The sequence below is a fragment of the Streptomyces sp. 12E genome (genome assembly GCF_055633275.1).
Genome location: NZ_JBVNCJ010000001.1, coordinates 4,980,637 through 4,999,126 on the forward strand (window position 1 = coordinate 4,980,637; position 18,490 = coordinate 4,999,126).

At 72.0% G+C, this 18,490-nt stretch carries 16 protein-coding genes and 1 tRNA gene; 16 read left to right on the top strand and 1 reads right to left on the bottom strand.

Features of this window, described 5'->3' with window-relative positions; all coding sequences use genetic code 11:
• Positions 1-209: 209 nt before the first annotated feature.
• Positions 210-281 (bottom strand) — tRNA-Arg (locus ACZ8ZB_RS23260).
• A gap of 150 nt (positions 282-431) precedes the next feature.
• Between ACZ8ZB_RS23260 and ACZ8ZB_RS23265 the strand changes: the two genes are divergently transcribed.
• The 16 genes from ACZ8ZB_RS23265 (at position 432) to ACZ8ZB_RS23340 (ending at position 18,362) form a co-directional block, all read left to right on the top strand.
• On the top strand, positions 432-866 hold the full coding sequence (locus tag ACZ8ZB_RS23265) for a response regulator (protein ID WP_470739587.1): 435 nt from the start codon (positions 432-434) through the stop codon (positions 864-866).
• A gap of 79 nt (positions 867-945) precedes the next feature.
• Positions 946-1,956 carry an ArgS-related anticodon-binding protein NrtL gene (gene nrtL, locus ACZ8ZB_RS23270; RefSeq protein ID WP_470739588.1) on the top strand — a complete coding sequence of 337 codons (1,011 nt, stop codon included), beginning with the start codon at positions 946-948 and terminating at the stop codon, positions 1,954-1,956.
• 20 nt (positions 1,957-1,976) lie between these two features.
• Positions 1,977-3,368, top strand: a complete 1,392-nt coding sequence (gene lysA, locus ACZ8ZB_RS23275; protein WP_470739589.1) for a diaminopimelate decarboxylase — start codon at positions 1,977-1,979, stop codon at positions 3,366-3,368.
• A 189-nt stretch (positions 3,369-3,557) separates the two neighbouring features.
• Complete coding sequence (locus ACZ8ZB_RS23280; RefSeq protein WP_470739590.1) at positions 3,558-4,850, top strand: homoserine dehydrogenase; 1,293 nt, start codon at positions 3,558-3,560, stop codon at positions 4,848-4,850.
• Positions 4,851-4,856: 6 nt separating this feature from the next.
• The gene (gene thrC / locus ACZ8ZB_RS23285; protein ID WP_470739591.1) at positions 4,857-5,915 is read left to right on the top strand and encodes a threonine synthase; all 1,059 of its coding nucleotides are present in this window, start codon (positions 4,857-4,859) and stop codon (positions 5,913-5,915) included.
• A 351-nt stretch (positions 5,916-6,266) separates the two neighbouring features.
• Positions 6,267-7,184 carry a homoserine kinase gene (gene thrB, locus ACZ8ZB_RS23290; RefSeq protein ID WP_470739592.1) on the top strand — a complete coding sequence of 306 codons (918 nt, stop codon included), beginning with the start codon at positions 6,267-6,269 and terminating at the stop codon, positions 7,182-7,184.
• A gap of 402 nt (positions 7,185-7,586) precedes the next feature.
• The gene (rho, locus tag ACZ8ZB_RS23295; RefSeq protein ID WP_470739593.1) at positions 7,587-9,614 is read left to right on the top strand and encodes a transcription termination factor Rho; all 2,028 of its coding nucleotides are present in this window, start codon (positions 7,587-7,589) and stop codon (positions 9,612-9,614) included.
• A 239-nt stretch (positions 9,615-9,853) separates the two neighbouring features.
• Complete coding sequence (locus tag ACZ8ZB_RS23300; RefSeq protein WP_470739594.1) at positions 9,854-10,930, top strand: LCP family protein; 1,077 nt, start codon at positions 9,854-9,856, stop codon at positions 10,928-10,930.
• A gap of 193 nt (positions 10,931-11,123) precedes the next feature.
• Complete coding sequence (rpmE, locus tag ACZ8ZB_RS23305; protein ID WP_030042685.1) at positions 11,124-11,345, top strand: 50S ribosomal protein L31; 222 nt, start codon at positions 11,124-11,126, stop codon at positions 11,343-11,345.
• Positions 11,346-11,450: 105 nt separating this feature from the next.
• Entirely contained in the window at positions 11,451-12,518 is a 1,068-nt protein-coding gene (prfA, locus tag ACZ8ZB_RS23310) for a peptide chain release factor 1 (RefSeq protein WP_470739595.1), read from the top strand.
• Between the two features lie 28 nt (positions 12,519-12,546).
• Positions 12,547-13,392: a peptide chain release factor N(5)-glutamine methyltransferase gene (prmC, locus tag ACZ8ZB_RS23315; protein ID WP_470739596.1), complete on the top strand. Its 846-nt coding sequence runs from the start codon at positions 12,547-12,549 to the stop codon at positions 13,390-13,392.
• Positions 13,393-13,445: 53 nt separating this feature from the next.
• Entirely contained in the window at positions 13,446-14,093 is a 648-nt protein-coding gene (locus ACZ8ZB_RS23320; protein WP_470739597.1) for an L-threonylcarbamoyladenylate synthase, read from the top strand.
• Complete coding sequence (locus tag ACZ8ZB_RS23325; protein WP_470739598.1) at positions 14,090-14,767, top strand: arsenate reductase/protein-tyrosine-phosphatase family protein; 678 nt, start codon at positions 14,090-14,092, stop codon at positions 14,765-14,767. Before ACZ8ZB_RS23320 ends, ACZ8ZB_RS23325 begins: the two co-directional genes overlap by 4 nt.
• Before the next feature lie 149 nt (positions 14,768-14,916).
• A complete protein-coding gene (locus tag ACZ8ZB_RS23330; RefSeq protein WP_470739599.1) occupies positions 14,917-16,155 on the top strand; it encodes a serine hydroxymethyltransferase in 1,239 nt (412 codons plus the stop codon).
• Between the two features lie 138 nt (positions 16,156-16,293).
• A complete protein-coding gene (locus tag ACZ8ZB_RS23335) occupies positions 16,294-17,613 on the top strand; it encodes an MraY family glycosyltransferase (RefSeq protein ID WP_470739600.1) in 1,320 nt (439 codons plus the stop codon).
• 311 nt (positions 17,614-17,924) lie between these two features.
• Positions 17,925-18,362 (top strand): hypothetical protein, encoded by a 438-nt coding sequence (locus ACZ8ZB_RS23340; RefSeq protein ID WP_470739601.1) that lies wholly within the window; start codon positions 17,925-17,927, stop codon positions 18,360-18,362.
• Positions 18,363-18,490: the final 128 nt, after the last annotated feature.

Genomic DNA, 18,490 nt, shown 5'->3' on the forward strand with positions numbered 1-18,490 from the left:
GACGATCCCTACAAGGTGGGGCGACGGACGTTGGTGCGGCCTCACCTTTTCCCGGACCTCACCTGCGGCGATGCTCCAAGATCCCGTCCACGCCTCGTCCACAGACCCCGACATACAGCCGCTCCGGGCGGCACACGCCCGCACATACGCGAAGACCCCGGCCTCAGCGTTTCCGCTGGTGACGGGGTCTTTGGGCACCTCATATAGGGTGCCCCCGGCAGGATTCGAACCTGCGCACACGGCTCCGGAGGCCGTTGCTCTATCCCCTGAGCTACGGGGGCGTGTCGGTCGCGGTGATCGCGGCGACGGGTAGAACACTACCAGCTCCCCGGGGGTGGTCATGAACCCGTTTCCGCAGGAGGGGCCGCCCGGGTGGGGCGGAATGGGGGAAACGCCGGACGCGGTGGCCGGGGGCGACCTACTCTCGAGGTGTGCCAGGGGCGTCGGGCCGGGTTCTTGTCGTGGACGACAACAAGGTCATCCGGCAGTTGATCAGGGTCAATCTCGAGCTGGAGGGCATCGAGGTCGTGACCGCGGCCGATGGTGCCGAATGTCTGGAAGTCGTCCATCAGGTGCGGCCCGACCTCGTCACCCTCGACGTCGTCATGCCGCGGCTCGACGGGTTCCGGACGGCCGCCCGGCTGCGCGCCGACCCCCGGACCAGTCACCTTCCGCTCCTCATGGTGAGCGCCTGCACCCGGTACGAGATCGAGCGCGGGCTCGATGCGAGGGTGGACGCCTTCCTCGCCAAGCCCTTCGATCCCACGGAGCTCGTCCGGGCCGTCCAGCGGCTGGTCCCGGGGCCCCTCGGACGGGTGCGCGGGGCCGGGGACGCCGAGCCGGCCGCCGGGCACGCGGGAGGGTGAGAGCGGCGGCCGTCCACATCTCGGGACCGTGGTCCAACTCATTCGTCTACCCACCCCCCTCCTCCCCTACGCTTGTCCCGTGACCCCCGTCGAGCTCTCCCGCACCGTGCTGCACGCGGTGCGCCGTGCCGTCGACGAGGGGGAGCTGAGGGTGGCGGTCCTGCCCGAGCGGGTGCGCGTGACGCCTCCGGGGCCCGGAGGGTGCGGGGACTACGCGACCAACGTCGCCCTCCAGCTCGCGCGGCCGGCGGGGGAGCCGGCCCAGCGGGTCGCCGAGATCCTCCGGCCCCGTCTTCTGGGAGCCCCCGGCGTCAGCGACGTCGTCGTCACCGGGCCCGGGTTCCTCAACATCAGCCTCGCCCGCGCCGGGAGCGCCGGCCTCGTCCGCGAGGTCCTGCGGCACGGTTCCCGGTACGGGCACGGTGACGCCCTGCGCGGTCGCACCGTCCGGCTCCGCGCGGTCCCCGAGGTGCGGGCCGTCGTCATGGCCGAGGCGCTCGGCCGGATCCTCCGGTCCCAGGGCGCCGTCGTCCACCTCGACGACCACAGCGCCGTCGTCCACCTCGACGACGACCACGGCACCGTCGTACGGCCCGTCCCCGCGCCCGCCGATCCCCTCCCGCTGGGCCGTGACGCCGCCCACTGGGCCCTGCTGTACCCGGCCCCGCACGACCGGCCCCGCATCGGCGGTGAGCACCTGGTGCAGCGGGAGGGCAACCCCCTCTTCCGGGTGCGGTACGCCCACGCCCGGACCCGGGCGCTCCTGCGCAACGCCGCCGACCTCGGGTTCGGGCCCGAGCCCGGTCCCGTGGCGGAGGACCGGGCGGAGGACCGGCCGCTGCTCCAGCTCCTCGCCGACCACCCCCGGGTCCTCGCGGCCGCCGCCGCCCACCGTGCGCCCGACCGGCTCGCCCGGCAGCTCGTCGCCGTCGCCGACGCCGTACTGCCGCTGCTGCCCGCCGTGCTGCCGCTCGGCGAGGAGAAACCCTCGGCCGCCCACCGTGCCCGGCTCGCGCTCGCCGACGCCGCCGGGACGGTGCTGGCCGGCGGCCTGTCCCTGCTCGGCATCGACGCACCCGACCACCTCTGAGAGAGCCCAGAGAGAAGACCATGAGCCGTTCCGCACACCCCGCCGGGCCCCGTCACGCCGACGTCCTCCCCGAGGGGCACTACTCCGCACCACCCGCCGACCTCAACGCCCTCGAGCCCAAGGTGTGGGCCGAGACCGTCACGCGTGACGAGCACGGTGTGCTCACCGTCGGCGGGATCGACGTCAAGCGGCTCGCCGAGGAGTTCGGCACCCCCGCCTACTTCCTCGACGAGCGGGACTTCCGGGCCAGGGCGCGGGCCTGGCGCACCGCCTTCGGTGACGGTGCCGACGTCTTCTACGCCGGCAAGGCGTTCCTCTCCCGGGCCGTCGTGCGGTGGCTGGACGAGGAGGGGCTGAACCTCGACGTGTGCTCCGGCGGCGAGCTGGCCACCGCGCTGTCCGCCGGGATGCCCGCCGAGCGGATCGCCTTCCACGGCAACAACAAGTCCGTCGCGGAGATCCGGCGGGCCGTCGAGGCCGGGGTCGGGCGGATCGTGCTCGACTCGTTCCAGGAGATCGTCCGCGTCGCGCACATCGCGCGGGAGCTCGGCAGGCGGCAGCGGGTGCAGATCCGCGTCACCGTGGGCGTCGAGGCGCACACGCACGAGTTCATCGCCACCGCGCACGAGGACCAGAAGTTCGGCATCCCGCTGGCCGGAGGACAGGCGGCGGAGGCCGTGCGGCGGGCGCTGCAGCTCGACGGGCTGGAACTCATCGGGATCCACTCCCACATCGGGTCGCAGATCTTCGACATGTCCGGGTTCGAGGTGGCCGCGCACCGGGTGGTGGGGCTGCTCAAGGACATCCGCGACGAGCACGGGGTCGAGCTGCCCGAGATCGACCTCGGGGGCGGCCTCGGGATCGCGTACACCAGCGACGACGACCCGCGCGAGCCGCACGAGATCGCCAAGGCGCTGACCGAGATCGTCACCCGGGAGTGCGAGGCCGCGCGGCTGACGACCCCCCGGATCTCCGTGGAGCCGGGGCGCGCCGTCGTCGGGCCCACCGCCTTCACGCTCTACGAGGTCGGCACCGTCAAGCCGCTGGAAGGGCTGCGGACGTACGTCTCCGTGGACGGCGGGATGTCGGACAACATCCGCACCGCGCTGTACGACGCCGAGTACAGCGTCGTCCTGGCCTCCCGGGTGTCCGACGCCGAGCCGGTGCTGTGCCGGATCGTCGGCAAGCACTGCGAGAGTGGTGACATCGTGGTGAAGGACGCCTTCCTGCCGGGGGACCTGGCGCCGGGCGACCTCGTCGCCGTGCCGGCGACCGGGGCGTACTGCCGGTCCATGGCGAGCAACTACAACCACGTCCTGCGTCCGCCCGTCGTCGCCGTCCGGGACGGCGAGGCGCGCGTGATCGTGCGGCGCGAGACGGAGGAGGACCTCCTCCGTCTCGACGTCGGATGAGCGGCGATGCCGGACGAGCGGCGATGTCGGACGAGCCGCGACAAAGACCGTGATCGGACGACGGAAGATCTTCTGTCTTTCCGGTCATGAAAATGAAATAGATGTCTCACGATCCGGACCGGGGAAAGAAACCCCGGTCCGGTGAGTGAGACTGGTGCAACCGAGACGGTAATCAGGAATCGAGGTCGGATGATGCGTACGCGTCCGCTGAAGGTGGCGCTGCTGGGCTGTGGAGTGGTCGGCTCAGAGGTGGCGCGCATCATGACGACGCACGCCGACGACCTCGCCGCCCGCATCGGGGCCCCGGTGGAGCTGGCGGGCGTGGCCGTGCGGCGGCCGGACAGGGTGCGCGAGGGGATCGACCCCGCCCTGGTCACCACCGACGCCACCGCGCTCGTCAAGCGGGGCGACCTCGACATCGTCGTGGAGGTCATCGGCGGCATCGAGCCCGCCCGCACGCTCATCACCACCGCCTTCGAGCACGGCGCGTCCGTCGTCTCCGCGAACAAGGCGCTGCTCGCCCAGGACGGCGCCGCGCTGCACGCCGCCGCCGAGGAGCACGGCAAGGACCTCTACTACGAGGCCGCCGTCGCCGGCGCCATCCCGCTGATCCGCCCGCTGCGCGAGTCGCTCGCCGGGGACAAGGTCAACCGGGTGCTCGGCATCGTCAACGGGACGACCAACTTCATCCTCGACAAGATGGACACCACCGGCGCCGGCTACCAGGAGGCCCTCGACGAGGCCACCGCGCTCGGGTACGCCGAGGCCGACCCCACCGCCGACGTCGAGGGCTTCGACGCCGCCGCCAAGGCCGCCATCCTGGCGGGGATCGCCTTCCACACGCGGGTGCGCCTCGACGACGTGCACCGCGAGGGCATGACCGAGGTCACCGCCGCCGACTTCGCCTCCGCGAGGGAGATGGGCTGCACCATCAAGCTGCTCGCCATCTGCGAGCGGGCCGAGGACGGCGCGTCGGTCACCGCGCGGGTGCATCCGGCGATGATCCCGCTCGGCCACCCGCTCGCCTCCGTGCGCGGCGCCTACAACGCCGTGTTCGTCGAGTCGGACGCCTCCGGGCAGCTGATGTTCTACGGGCCGGGCGCGGGCGGCGCGCCGACCGCCTCCGCGGTGCTCGGGGACCTGGTCGCCGTGGGGCGCAACCGGGTCGGCGGGACGACCGGGCCGGGGGAGTCGGCGTACGCGGCGCTGCCCGTCTCGTCGATGGGCGAGGTCGTCACGCGCTACCACATCAGCCTCGACGTGGCCGACAAACCGGGCGTCCTGGCCCAGGTCGCGACCGTGTTCGCCGAGCACGGCGTCTCGATCGACACGGTCCGTCAGCAGGGCAAGGACGGTGAGGCCTCCCTCGTCGTCGTCACCCACCGTGCGTCCGACGCGGCCCTCGGCGGGACCGTCGGGGCGTTGCGCAAGCTCGACACCGTGCGCGGTGTCGCCAGCATCATGCGGGTTGAAGGAGAGTAACCAGCAATGACCCACCAGTGGCGCGGAATCATCGAGGAGTACCGGGACCGGCTGCCGGTATCCGACACCACGCCGGTCGTGACGCTCCGTGAGGGCGGTACGCCGCTCGTGCCCGCGCAGGTGCTCTCCGAGCGCACGGGCTGCGAGGTGCACCTCAAGGTCGAGGGCGCGAACCCGACCGGGTCCTTCAAGGACCGCGGGATGACCATGGCCATCTCCAGGGCCAAGGAGGAGGGCGCCAAGGCGGTCATCTGCGCCTCCACCGGCAACACCTCCGCCTCCGCCGCCGCGTACGGCGTGCGCGCGGGCATGGTCTCCGCCGTGCTCGTGCCGCAGGGCAAGATCGCGCTCGGCAAGATGGGCCAGGCGCTGGTCCACGGCGCGAAGATCCTCCAGGTCGACGGCAACTTCGACGACTGCCTCACGCTGGCCCGCGCGCTGAGCGACAACTACCCGGTGGCGCTGGTCAATTCGGTCAATCCGGTGCGGATCGAGGGGCAGAAGACGGCCGCCTTCGAGATCGTGGACATGCTGGGCGACGCGCCCGACGTCCACGTCCTTCCGGTGGGCAACGCGGGCAACATCACCGCGTACTGGAAGGGGTACAAGGAGTACGCCGCCGACGGGATCAGCACGAGGACGCCGCGCATGTGGGGCTTCCAGGCCTCCGGCAGCGCGCCGATCGTGCGCGGCGAGGTCGTCAAGGACCCGTCGACCATCGCCACCGCCATCCGCATCGGCAACCCCGCCTCCTGGGACTTCGCGCTCGCCGCGCGGGACGAGTCGGGCGGCGCCATCGACGAGGTGACGGACCGTGAGATCCTGCGCGCCTACCGGCTGTTGGCCTCGCAGGAGGGCGTCTTCGTCGAGCCCGCGTCCGCCGCGTCGGTGGCCGGCCTGCTGAAGGCCGCCGAGCAGGGCAGGGTCGACCCGGGGCAGAAGATCGTGTGCACCGTCACCGGCAACGGTCTGAAGGACCCGGACTGGGCCGTCGCCGGCGCCCCGCAGCCGGTCACCGTCCCGGTGGACGCCGCGACCGCCGCCGAGCGGCTCGGCCTCGTCTAGCGCGGGCGGCGGCATGGGGCCCGGTCCGCAAACCGGGCGTAAGAGCGCGTCCACCTGGGAAGGTTCCCCACAGTGGGTGCACAGGGGGCTTACGACACGCATCGTGCGCCTCCTGTGCGCCCTATGTCGCCACTCGACCTTCCTTCGATAGGCTGTACTGAATCCGCCTACCGCATATGCCGCGGTATCGCGGTGCCTCCGTGGTCCGGAAAGCGGCCCGGAGGATCCGGAGAGCGGCCGGCCACCCCGGTCGGCGGCGCTCCCAGGGGGTCTCGTACGCCCCCGCATGTCCGTCGGATGTCCGTCGAATCCCGTTCGACAGTCACGCAGCTCAAGGAGAGTCTTCGAGCGATGGCCGGTCCCGCGTTCCGCGCCGCCGCCGTCCGGGTGCGCGTCCCCGCCACCAGCGCCAACCTCGGCCCGGGCTTCGACGCCCTCGGCCTCGCGCTGGGTCTCTACGACGACGTGGTCGTCCGGGTGGCCGACTCCGGGCTGCACATCGACATCGCCGGCGAGGGCGGCGAGACCCTCCCGCGCGACGAGAGCCATCTGCTCGTACGCTCCCTGCGCACCGCCTTCGACCTGCTCGGCGGACAGCCGCGCGGCCTGGAGATCGTCTGCGCCAACCGCATCCCGCACGGCCGCGGCCTGGGCTCCTCCTCCGCCGCCATCTGCGCCGGGATCGTCGCCGCCCGCGCCGTGACCATAGGCGCCGAGGCCAGGCTCGACGACACCGCGCTCCTCGAACTCGCCACCGAGATCGAGGGCCACCCCGACAACGTCGCGGCCTGCCTGCTGGGCGGTTTCACCCTGTCCTGGATGGAGGGCGGCGCGGCCCGGGCGATCAGGATGGACCCCGCCGATTCCATCGTTCCGGTGGTTTTCGTGCCCGGGAAGCCGGTCCTCACCGAGACCGCGCGCGGCCTGCTCCCGCGCACCGTCCCGCACGTCGACGCCGCCGCCAACGCGGGCCGTGCGGCCCTGCTCGTCGAGGCCCTGACCAGGCGCCCCGAGCTGCTGCTGCCCGCCACCGAGGACCGGCTGCACCAGGAGTACCGCGCCCCGGCCATGCCGGAGAGCGCCGCCCTGGTGGAGCGGCTGCGCGAGGACGGCATCCCCGCGGTGATCTCCGGCGCCGGTCCCACGGTCATGGCGCTGGCGGACGCGGGCACGGCCGACAAGGTCGAAGCACTGGCCGGCACCGGCTGGGCCGCCAACCGGCTCGGTCTCGACGCGCAGGGCGCGAGCGTGCTTCCGCTCGCCACCTGACACACGGTCGCCGGATTTCGAGAGGGGGAATGTTTGTTGGATCCGGTAGTGTTAACCTCAAGTCTGCACCCGACCCCACCATGGCGAGGTGCCTCGTGTCCCCGTCCGGGACAGACACTCTTCCGGGAGCCCCCCAAGCCGCACTGTGTTCTCTGCTACGTACGCGGGCAGTACGTCGTACGCGGACGCTGAACGGCCCGCGGGGCGGGCTTCGGAACCGGTGCGACCACGCCACGTGACACTGGATGCCACGGCTCGGGGAAGCGCCATCACCAGATATCTCTTCCGCCGCTCAGGCGGACAACCGCCCCGGCACGGTTCACACAGCAAGGACCGATGCCGGACAGCACAACCGGTCGCCGAGCCAGACAGGCCGACGTCCGCTCCAGGGAAGGACCCTTCGTGAGCGACACCACCGATCTGATGGGCGCACGTGTCGAGGAGACCGCTGCCGCGCCCGCCACGGACGCTTCCGCGCCTGCCGGCGGTGCCGGCTCCCGGCGGCGCCGCGGTACCGGCCTCGAGGGCATGGTGCTGGCCGAGCTGCAGCAGGTCGCGTCCGGCCTCGGAATCAGGGGCACCGCGCGCATGCGCAAGAGTCAGCTGATCGAGGTCATCAAGGAGGCGCAGGCCGCCGGAGGCGCCGCCGCCCCGGCCAAGGCCGAGGCCGCCGCCGAGACCAAGCCCAAGCGCCGCGCCACCTCCCGGACCCGTACGGGTGAGGCCGCCGAGAAGAAGGCCGACGCCAAGGCCGAGCAGGCCCCGGCCGAGCAGGCCGCGGCCCAGCAGCAGATCGACATCCCCGGCCAGCCCTCCCCGAAGGCCCCGGCCGAGCAGGCCGAGGAGGCCGCCCCCGCCGAGCGCCGCCGCCGTCGCGCCACCGCCGAGGCGGGCGCCCCGGCCGCCGCCCAGGCCGAGACGGTCACCGCCGAGGCGAAGGCCGAGGCCCCGGCCCAGCAGCAGTCGCAGCAGCAGGGCGACGCCAAGGCCGACCACGACGGCGGCGAAGGCCGCCGCCGCGACCGCCGTGAGCGCGGCCGCGACCGTGACCGCGGCGAGCGCGGCGACCGTGGTGACCGCGGGGACCGCCGCAACAAGGGCGACGACCAGCAGCAGGGCCAGGGCGGCCAGGGCCGTCAGCAGAGCCAGCAGGGCGGCGGCCGGCAGGACCGTCAGCACGACGACGACGACTTCGAGGGCGGCCGCCGCGGCCGCCGCGGGCGCTACCGCGACCGCCGTGGCCGTCGTGGCCGCGACGAGATGGCCCCCGAGCCGCAGCTCACCGACGACGACGTCCTGATCCCGGTCGCCGGCATCCTCGACATCCTCGACAACTACGCGTTCATCCGGACCTCCGGCTACCTGCCCGGTCCGAACGACGTGTACGTCTCCCTCGCCCAGGTCCGCAAGAACGGCCTGCGCAAGGGCGACCACATCACCGGCGCCGTGCGCCAGCCCAAGGAGGGCGAGCGCCGCGAGAAGTTCAACGCGCTGGTCCGCCTCGACTCCGTCAACGGCATGGCGCCCGAACACGGCCGCGGCCGCCCGGAGTTCAACAAGCTCACCCCGCTCTACCCGCAGGACCGCCTCCGCCTGGAGACGGACCCGGGCGTGCTCACCACCCGGATCATCGACCTGGTGTCGCCGATCGGCAAGGGCCAGCGCGGTCTGATCGTGGCCCCGCCGAAGACCGGCAAGACCATGATCATGCAGGCGATCGCCAACGCGATCACCCACAACAACCCCGAGTGCCACCTGATGGTCGTCCTGGTCGACGAGCGTCCGGAAGAGGTCACCGACATGCAGCGGTCGGTCAAGGGCGAGGTCATCTCCTCGACCTTCGACCGCCCGGCCGAGGACCACACCACGGTCGCCGAGCTCGCCATCGAGCGCGCCAAGCGCCTGGTGGAGCTGGGTCACGACGTCGTCGTGCTGCTCGACTCGATCACGCGTCTGGGCCGTGCGTACAACCTCGCTGCCCCGGCCTCCGGCCGCATCCTGTCCGGTGGTGTCGACTCGACCGCCCTGTACCCGCCGAAGCGCTTCTTCGGTGCGGCCCGCAACATCGAGGACGGCGGCTCGCTGACCATCCTCGCCACCGCCCTGGTGGACACCGGGTCCCGCATGGACGAGGTGATCTTCGAGGAGTTCAAGGGCACCGGCAACATGGAGCTCAAGCTCGACCGGAAGCTCGCCGACAAGCGCATCTTCCCCGCGGTGGACGTCGACGCGTCCGGCACCCGCAAGGAAGAGATCCTGCTCGGCAGCGACGAGCTGGCCATCGTCTGGAAGCTGCGCCGGGTGCTGCACGCGCTCGACTCGCAGCAGGCGATCGAACTGCTCCTCGACAAGATGAAGCAGACCAAGTCGAACGCCGAGTTCCTGATGCAGATCCAGAAGACGACGCCGACGCCGGGCAACGGCGACTGACGCCGGACCTTGCGCCGAAAGGGCCGCTCCCGCGGGGGAGCGGCCCTTTCGCGTGCGGTGAGGGGTGCGGAGAGGGCTCCGTCACGACGGGGTCCGCCGGGCCCGGGACCGGGACGTGCGACCCCGTCCCCCGTTTTCCCGTTCGCCCCGGTGGCGGGACGATGGGTGGCGTACGGCTGTGAGGACCGGGTTTGACACCGAGCGCGGGAGCGACCGACCGAGGACGAGCCGAGGAGCACATGTCCGCCGAGAGCACACCGAGCCACCAGGGCAAGCGGCGCCGGGGCCTGAAGGCCGCGGCCTGGACCGCCGCCGGCATCGTCGCCCTCGGCGGCGCCGGCGCCGGATACCTGTACGTCAAGCTCAACGGCAACATCGAGAGCCTCGACATCGACCGGGTCCTCGGCGCCGACCGGCCCGAGAAGGCCGACAACGGCTCCGAGAACATACTCGTCCTCGGCTCCGACACCCGTTCCGGTGACAACGGGACGCTCGGCGGCGGCCCCGACGGGGGGAGCGCCCGCTCGGACACCGCGATGATCGTGCACGTCCACGAGGGCCGCGAGAGGGCGAGCGTGGTCTCCCTCCCGCGCGACACCGTCGTCGACCGCCCCGAGTGCACCGACACCGGCGGCGGCACCCACCCCGCGGCGAGCGGCGTGATGTTCAACTCCGCCTACGCCACCGGCGGGGCGGCCTGCGCGGTGAAGACCGTCGAGTCGATCACCGGTCTGCGCCTGGACCACTACCTGGAGGTCGACTTCACCGGCTTCCGGAAGCTCGTCGACGAACTCGGCGGCGTCGAGGTCACCACCGGCAAGGACATCGACGACCCCGACAGCCACCTGCGGCTCGAGGCCGGCACCCACCGGCTCGACGGAGCGCGGGCCCTCGGCCTGGTGCGCACCCGGCACGGCGTCGGCGACGGCTCCGACCTCGGCCGCATCCAGCTCCAGCAGGCCTTCCTCAAGGCCCTGGTACGGCAGGTCGAGGAGGTCGGCGTCCTCACCCACCCCAAGAAGCTGTACGACCTCGCCGACACCGCCACCAAGGCCGTCACCACCGACTCCGAGCTGGGCTCGGTGAACTCCCTGATGTCCTTCGCCGCCGGCCTGAAGGACATCACCCCCGCCGACCTGCACATGATCACCCTGCCGGTGCGGTACGACCCGGCGGACGGCAACCGGGTCCTGGTGCGGGAAGCCGAGGCCGCACGGGTCTGGGACGCCCTGAGGAGGGACGCCCCCGTCCCCGGGAACGTCACCGGGAACGCGGCCGAGGGCGCGGCGAGGGGCGTCGTGAGCGCCGCTCGGTGACGCGGGGCCGTGCCGGTGCGCGGCTTTGCCGCACGGGCGCGGGAGGACCCCGCCGGCCCGCGGGGGAATACCCGGCGCCCGCCCCCGGTTTTGGGTGATGACCCCAGTCCTGGCAGACTGGTGAGTCGGCTCCGGTTCACGCTCCCGCATCCCGCGGCTGCGACCCGGCGCCCTCCCGAACCTAGGAGACACCTTGAAGCGCGACATCCACCCCGAGTACGTCGAGACGCAGGTCAGCTGCACCTGCGGCGCGTCGTTCACCACCCGCAGCACGATCGACAGCGGCACCATCCGCGCCGAGGTCTGCTCCGAGTGCCACCCGTTCTACACGGGCAAGCAGAAGATCCTCGACACCGGTGGCCGTGTGGCCCGCTTCGAGGCCCGCTTCGGCAAGGCCGCCGGCTCCAAGAAGTAGCGAGCCCCATATCGCCGGTCCACGGCAGCGCCCCGTCCCGGGGTGCGGCCGGGACCGGCGTTTTTGGTCGCCCGCCCTTCACCCACGCAATCGCAGGAGCCCAAGATGTTCGAGGCCGTCGAGGAACTCGTCGCCGAGCACGCCGACCTGGAGAAGAAGCTCGCCGACCCGTCGGTCCACGCCGACCAGGCCAACGCGCGCAAGCTGAACAAGCGCTACGCCGAGCTCACCCCGATCGTCGCCACGTACCGCTCCTGGAGGCAGACGGGCGACGACGTCGAGACCGCGCGCGAACTGGCGGCCGACGACCCCGACTTCGCCGCCGAGGTCAAGGACCTGGAGCGGCAGCGCGAGGAGCTCACCGAGAAGCTCCGGCTGCTGCTGGTCCCGCGCGACCCCAGCGACGACAAGGACGTCATCCTCGAGATCAAGGCGGGCGCGGGCGGCGACGAGTCCGCCCTGTTCGCCGGCGACCTGCTGCGCATGTACCTGCGCTACGCCGAGCGCGTCGGCTGGAAGACCGAGATCATCGACGCCACCGAGTCCGAGCTGGGCGGCTACAAGGACGTCCAGGTGGCCGTGAAGGCCCGCGGGCAGATCGAGCCCGGCCAGGGGGTGTGGGCCCGGCTGAAGTACGAGGGCGGCGTGCACCGCGTGCAGCGGGTGCCGGCCACCGAGTCGCAGGGCCGCATCCACACCTCCGCCGCCGGTGTCCTGGTGACCCCGGAGGCGGAGGAGGTCGACGTCGAGATCAACCCCAACGACCTGCGCATCGACGTCTACCGCTCCTCCGGACCCGGTGGCCAGTCCGTCAACACCACCGACTCCGCCGTGCGCATCACGCACATCCCGACCGGAGTCGTCGCCTCCTGCCAGAACGAGAAGAGCCAGCTCCAGAACAAGGAGCAGGCACTGCGTATCCTGCGCTCCAGGCTCCTCGCCGCGGCGCAGGAGGAGGCGGAGCGGGAGGCCGCCGACGCCCGCCGCAGCCAGGTCCGCACCGTCGACCGCTCCGAGAAGATCCGTACGTACAACTTCCCGGAGAACCGCATCTCGGACCACCGCGTCGGCTTCAAGGCGTACAACCTGGACCAGGTCCTGGACGGCGACCTCGCCGCGGTGATCCAGGCCTGCGTCGACGCGGACTCGGCCGCCAAGCTCGCCGCCGCGTAACCCCCCGTAGACAGCCCGGAGGACCGTCGTGAACCTGCTGCTCGCCGAGGTGGCCCAGGCCACCCACCGGCTCGCCGACGCCGGCGTGCCCTCGCCGCGCACCGACGCGGAGGAGCTCGCCGCGTTCGTGCACGGCGTCAAGCGCGGCGAGCTGCACCTGGTGCGGGACTCCGACTTCGACGCCCGCTACTGGGAGGTCATCGCGCGCCGCGAGGCGCGCGAGCCGCTCCAGCACATCACCGGGCGCGCGTACTTCCGCTACCTGGAGCTCCAGGTCGGCCCCGGGGTGTTCGTGCCGCGGCCCGAGACCGAGTCGGTGGTCGGCTGGGCGATAGACGCCGTCCGCGCCATGGACGTCGTCGAGCCGTGCATCGTCGACCTGTGCACCGGCTCGGGCGCCATCGCGCTGGCGCTGGCCCAGGAGGTGCCGCGTTCGCGCGTGTACGCCGTGGAGCTGTCCGAGGACGCCCTGAGGTGGACCCGCAAGAACATGGAGGGGTCACGGGTCGAGCTGCGCCAGGGAGACGCCCTGACGGCCTTCCCGGACCTCGACGGCCAGGTCGACCTGGTCGTCTCCAACCCGCCGTACATCCCGCTCACCGAGTGGGAGTACGTAGCGCCGGAGGCCCGCGACTACGATCCCGACCTGGCCCTGTTCTCCGGCGAGGACGGGCTCGACCTGATCCGCGGCCTGGAGCGCACCGCGTACCGGCTGCTGCGGCCCGGCGGGGTGGTCGTCGTCGAGCACGCCGACACCCAGGGCGGGCAGGTGCCGTGGATCTTCGCCGAGGACCGCGGCTGGACCGACGCGGCCGACCACCCCGACCTGAACAACCGCCCCCGGTTCGCCACCGCCCGCAAGGCGCTGCCGTGACCGCCCCGCATACTTCATCCCCCCAGCAGCACCCGTACGAGGAGGCCCGCTAGATGGCTCGGCGATACGACACCAACGACGCGACCGACCGCGCGACCGGTCTGCGTGAAGCCGCGTCCGCCGTCCGCCGGGGCGAGCTCGTGGTGCTGCCGACGGACACCGTGTACGGGATCGGCGCCGACGCGTTCACCGCGGAGGCGGTCGGCGATCTGCTGGAGGCCAAGGGCCGGGGCCGCAACATGCCCACGCCCGTCCTCATCGGCTCCCCGAACACCCTGCACGGCCTGGTCACGGACTTCTCCGAGCTGGCCTGGGAACTGGTCGACGCGTTCTGGCCGGGCGCGCTGACGCTGGTCGCCAGGCACCAGCCGTCGCTCCAGTGGGACCTCGGGGACACCCGGGGCACGGTCGCCGTGCGGATGCCGCTGCACCCGGTCGCCATCGAGCTGCTCACCGAGGTCGGTCCCATGGCCGTCTCGTCCGCCAACCTCACCGGTCACCCGGCGCCGGAGAACTGCGACGCCGCGCAGGAGATGCTCGGCGACTCCGTCTCCGTGTACCTGGACGGCGGTCCGACGCCCGGCAACGTGCCCTCCTCGATCGTCGACGTCACCCGCCCCGTGCCGGTGCTGCTGCGCGAGGGAGCGATCTCGCCGGAGGAGCTGCGCAAGGTGGTACCCGACCTCGAGGTGGCGAATTGACGGCCCCCGAGTCGGGGCGTGGCATAGGCAACGGGGAATCCAGCGCGGAGATCACGACGACCTTCGGATTTCCGCGCGACACCTTCCGCATCCTCCACGTCAGCACCGGAAACGTGTGCCGCTCGCCCATCACCGAGCGGCTGACCCGGCATTTCGTGAGCCAGCGGCTGGGGATCCTGGGGGGCGGGCTGATCGTGGAGAGCGCGGGCACCTGGGGGCACGAGGGCGCGCCCATGGAGGCCCACGCGGAGACCGTGCTGGCGGAGTTCGGGGCGGACGCGTCGGGGTTCACGGGGCGCGAGCTGCTGGACGAGCACGTGATCCGGGCGGATCTGGTGCTGACGGCCACGCGGGACCACCGGGCACAGGTCATCTCGATGGGGCATTCGGCGGGGCTGCGGACGTTCACGCTCAAGGAGTTCACGCGGCTGGTCGACGCCATCGACCCGGCGACCCTGCCGCCCCTGGACGAGGGGCTGGTCATGCGCGCCCGGGCGCTGGTGCGGGCCGCCGCGGCTCTCCGCGGGTGGCTGCTGGCGCCGACCGCCGAGGCGGACGAGGTGTACGACCCGTACGGGGCGCCGCTGACGTTCTTCCGGTCCATCGGGGACGAGATATTCGAGGCGCTGGACCCGGTGGTCACCGCGCTGACCGGGGTGCCCGCCCGGGCGTAGGCGGGCTGCCGCCGGGACGGGCTCGCGGGGCCTCCGGCGCGTTCCGCCGCGCCCGCCCTCCCCCGTCGTCCCGCCGAACGGCTGCCCCCCGGCGACGCGGGGCGCGGCAGCGGGGGCGTTTTCGTGTGACGCGGCCTACATTGGGCGGTATGACGGTCGGGCACGTCCTCGAGGGCGATGTGGTGCGGCGGCAGGATCCCGAGCTGGCCGATGTGCTGCTCGCGGAGCGGGAGCGGCAGTCGGACACGCTCCAGCTGATCGCCGCCGAGAACTTCATGTCGCCGGCCGTGCTGGCCGCCCTCGGCTCACCGCTGGCCAACAAGTACGCCGAGGGATATCCCGGCAACCGGCACCACGGCGGCTGCGAGGTCGTCGACGCCGCCGAGCGCCTCGCCGTGGAGCGGGCGAAGGCGCTGTTCGGCGCCGAGCACGCCAACGTGCAGGCGCACTCCGGCTCGTCCGCCGTGCTCGCCGCGTACGCCGTCCTGCTGCGCCCCGGCGACACCGTGCTCGCCCTCGGCCTGCCGTACGGCGGTCATCTCACCCACGGCTCGCCCGCCAACTTCTCCGGCCGCTGGTTCGACTTCGTCGGCTACGGCGTGGACGCGGAGAGCGGGCTCGTCGACCGCGACCAGGTCCGCGCCCTCGCCCGCACCCACCGTCCCAAGGCGATCGTCTGCGGTTCCATCGCCTATCCGCGCCACCTCGACTACGCCTTCTTCCGCGAGGTCGCCGACGAGGTCGGCGCCTGTCTCATCGCGGACGCCGCCCACCCCATCGGCCTGGTCGCCGGGGGAGTGGCGCCCAGTCCGGTGCCGTACGCGGACATCGTGTGCGCGACGACGCACAAGGTGCTGCGGGGTCCGCGCGGCGGGATGATCCTGTGCGGCGGCGAACTGGCCGAGCGGGTCGACCGCGCCGTCTTCCCCTTCACCCAGGGCGGCGCCCAGATGAACGCCGTGGCGGCCAAGGCCGTCGCGTTCGGGGAGGCGGCGACGCCGGCGTTCGCCGCGTACGCGCACCAGGTGGTCGCCAACGCGCGGGCGCTGGCCGCCGCGCTGGCCGCCGAGGGACTGGTCGTCACCACCGGCGGCACGGACACCCACCTGATCATCGCCGACCCGGCGCCGCTCGGCGTCGACGGACGCACCGCGCGCGGCCGGCTCGCGGCGGCCGGGATCGTCCTGGACTGCTGCGCGCTTCCGCACGACGACGACCGGGGGCTGCGCCTGGGCACGGCGGCGGTGACCACACAGGGCATGGGGGCGAGGGAGATGACGTTCGTGGCGGGGCTGCTGGCGAGCGTCCTGCGGGGCGGCACCGAGCCCGCGCGCGCCCGGGAGGACGTACGGGAACTGGCCGCGGCGTTCCCGCCCTACCCCCGCTGAGCGGGCCGGTTCCGGGGGAGGTGGCGCGGACGCACGGTCACGCGTGCAACCATCGTCGCTACCCGGAAGTCCTCACCCGTATGCGCGCCTCGCTAGGGTGTGGGGCTGTGATGGCCAGCGAGACCTGTGGGGAAGCCCGTGCGTGAATACCTGCTGACGCTCTGCATCACGGCCGCGGTGACGTACCTGCTGACAGGGCCGGTACGGAAATTCGCGATCGTGGCGGGGGCGATGCCGGAGATCCGGGCACGTGACGTGCACCGGGAACCCACTCCGCGGCTCGGCGGTATCGCCATGTTCTTCGGCCTGTGCGCGGGTCTGCTGACCGCCGACCACCTCACCAACCTCGGCCAGCTCTTCGAGAGGTCCAACGAACCGCGGGCGCTGCTCTCCGGGGCCGCGCTGATCTGGCTGATCGGCGTGCTGGACGACAAGTTCGAGATCGACGCGCTGATCAAGCTCGGTGGCCAGATGATCGCCGCCGGTGTGATGGTCATGCAGGGTCTGACGATCCTGTGGCTGCCGGTCCCGGGCGTCGGCACGGTCGCGCTGACCCAGTGGCAGGGCACCCTGCTCACGGTGGCGCTGGTCGTCATCACCATCAACGCGGTCAACTTCGTGGACGGCCTCGACGGCCTCGCCGCCGGCATGGTGTGCATCGCGTCGGCCGCGTTCTTCATGTACGCCTACCGCATCTGGTACTCGTACGGCATCGAGGCCGCCGCCCCCGCGACGCTGTTCGCGGCCATCCTGATGGGCATGTGCCTGGGCTTCCTGCCGCACAACATGCACCCCGCCCGGATCTTCATGGGCGACTCGGGCTCGATGCTGATCGGTCTGGTGCTGGCGGCGGGCGCGATCTCCATCACGGGGCAGGTGGACCCGGACAGCCTGTTCGGCGGGTCCGAGCGCAGCACGGTGCACCAGATGGTGCCGGTCTACATCCCGCTGGTGATGCCGCTGACGATCATCGCGATCCCGGCCGCCGACCTGATCCTGGCGATCGTGCGGCGCACCTGGCGGGGCCAGTCGCCGTTCGCGGCGGACCGGGGGCACCTGCACCACCGGCTGCTGGAGATCGGCCACTCGCACAGCCGGGCGGTGCTGATCATGTACTTCTGGTCGGCGCTGATCGGCTTCGGCGCGCTGGCCTACTCCGTGCACTCGGCGTCGATGTGGATCGTGCTGGGCGTCGTGATCCTCTCCACGCTCGGTCTGGTCCTGCTCCTGCTGCCCCGCTTCAGGCCGCGCGCCCCGCGCTGGGCGGAGGCCGTCGTGCCGCCGCGCTACCGCCGCCGCCGGGCGGCCCCGGCCGCCGCCCCGGACGCGTCGGCCCCGGCGGACCCCGAGTCCGCCGACGACCACCGTGCCCCGGTCGCCGCGGGCGTCTCCGGTGTCAACGGCGCGACCGCCGTCGGCTCCCGCGCACGCCTGGCCGACCGATCACGGCCAAGGTAAGAATCCGACTAGAGCATTGCCAAGCCGTGGGGCCTCGATGGGTTCCCGTTGGGGGTGTAAACCGCCCCAATAACAGACAAAGGGTCCAGGTTTTCGCTCAGGCGCGCAGATTCACTCTCATGTGTGACAGTGGGCACACCCGGTAGGTAAAGACTGCATCAAATAGTTTGTGATACCGTTCACGAGAACCCCGGATGGAGCCGAAGGGCCGCAGTGCGACGGCCTCGTCGGTGCGAGTCCAGCACTCGACCCGGGGGACTACGCTCGTCCATGACGACACCCCCTGCCCCCTGAAAAGCGGAGTTGCCGCCATGCCGTCCAACGACGTCCGGATTCTGATCCAGGCTGCCGTGCCCACCGCTGTCGTCGGTGCGGTCGCAGTCGCGATCGGCGGTGCCGTCGAAGGGGGCAAGGGAGCGATCGGGGCGGTCGTCGGGGTGGTCCTCGTGATCTTCTTCATGGGGGCGGGGCTGTACGTCCTGCAGTGGACCGCCAAGTCGTTGCCGACTCTGTTCCAGGCGATGGCGCTGATGATGTACATGGCTCAGATTGCGCTGATGTTCGTCTTCATCGTGCTCTTCAGGGACACGACGCTGTTCCATCCGAAGGTCTTCGCCCTCTCGTTGCTCGCCGGCACCCTCGCCTGGGTCGCCGCGCAGGCGCGTGCCCAGATGAAGGCCAGGATCCTCTACGTGGAGCCCGGGTCGACGACGGACGAGAAGAAGGAAAACCAGGGGCACTCGTCGTGAGACGTAGGGCCGGGATAAAGGCGCATGGGAGACCCTGCTATCGTCCGGTGCCAACTGCGGCATCGCGGGCGCGGGCATCCGAGCTGACGCCTGCCACATCGCGAGGCGAGACGCCCCACAGCCGCCCC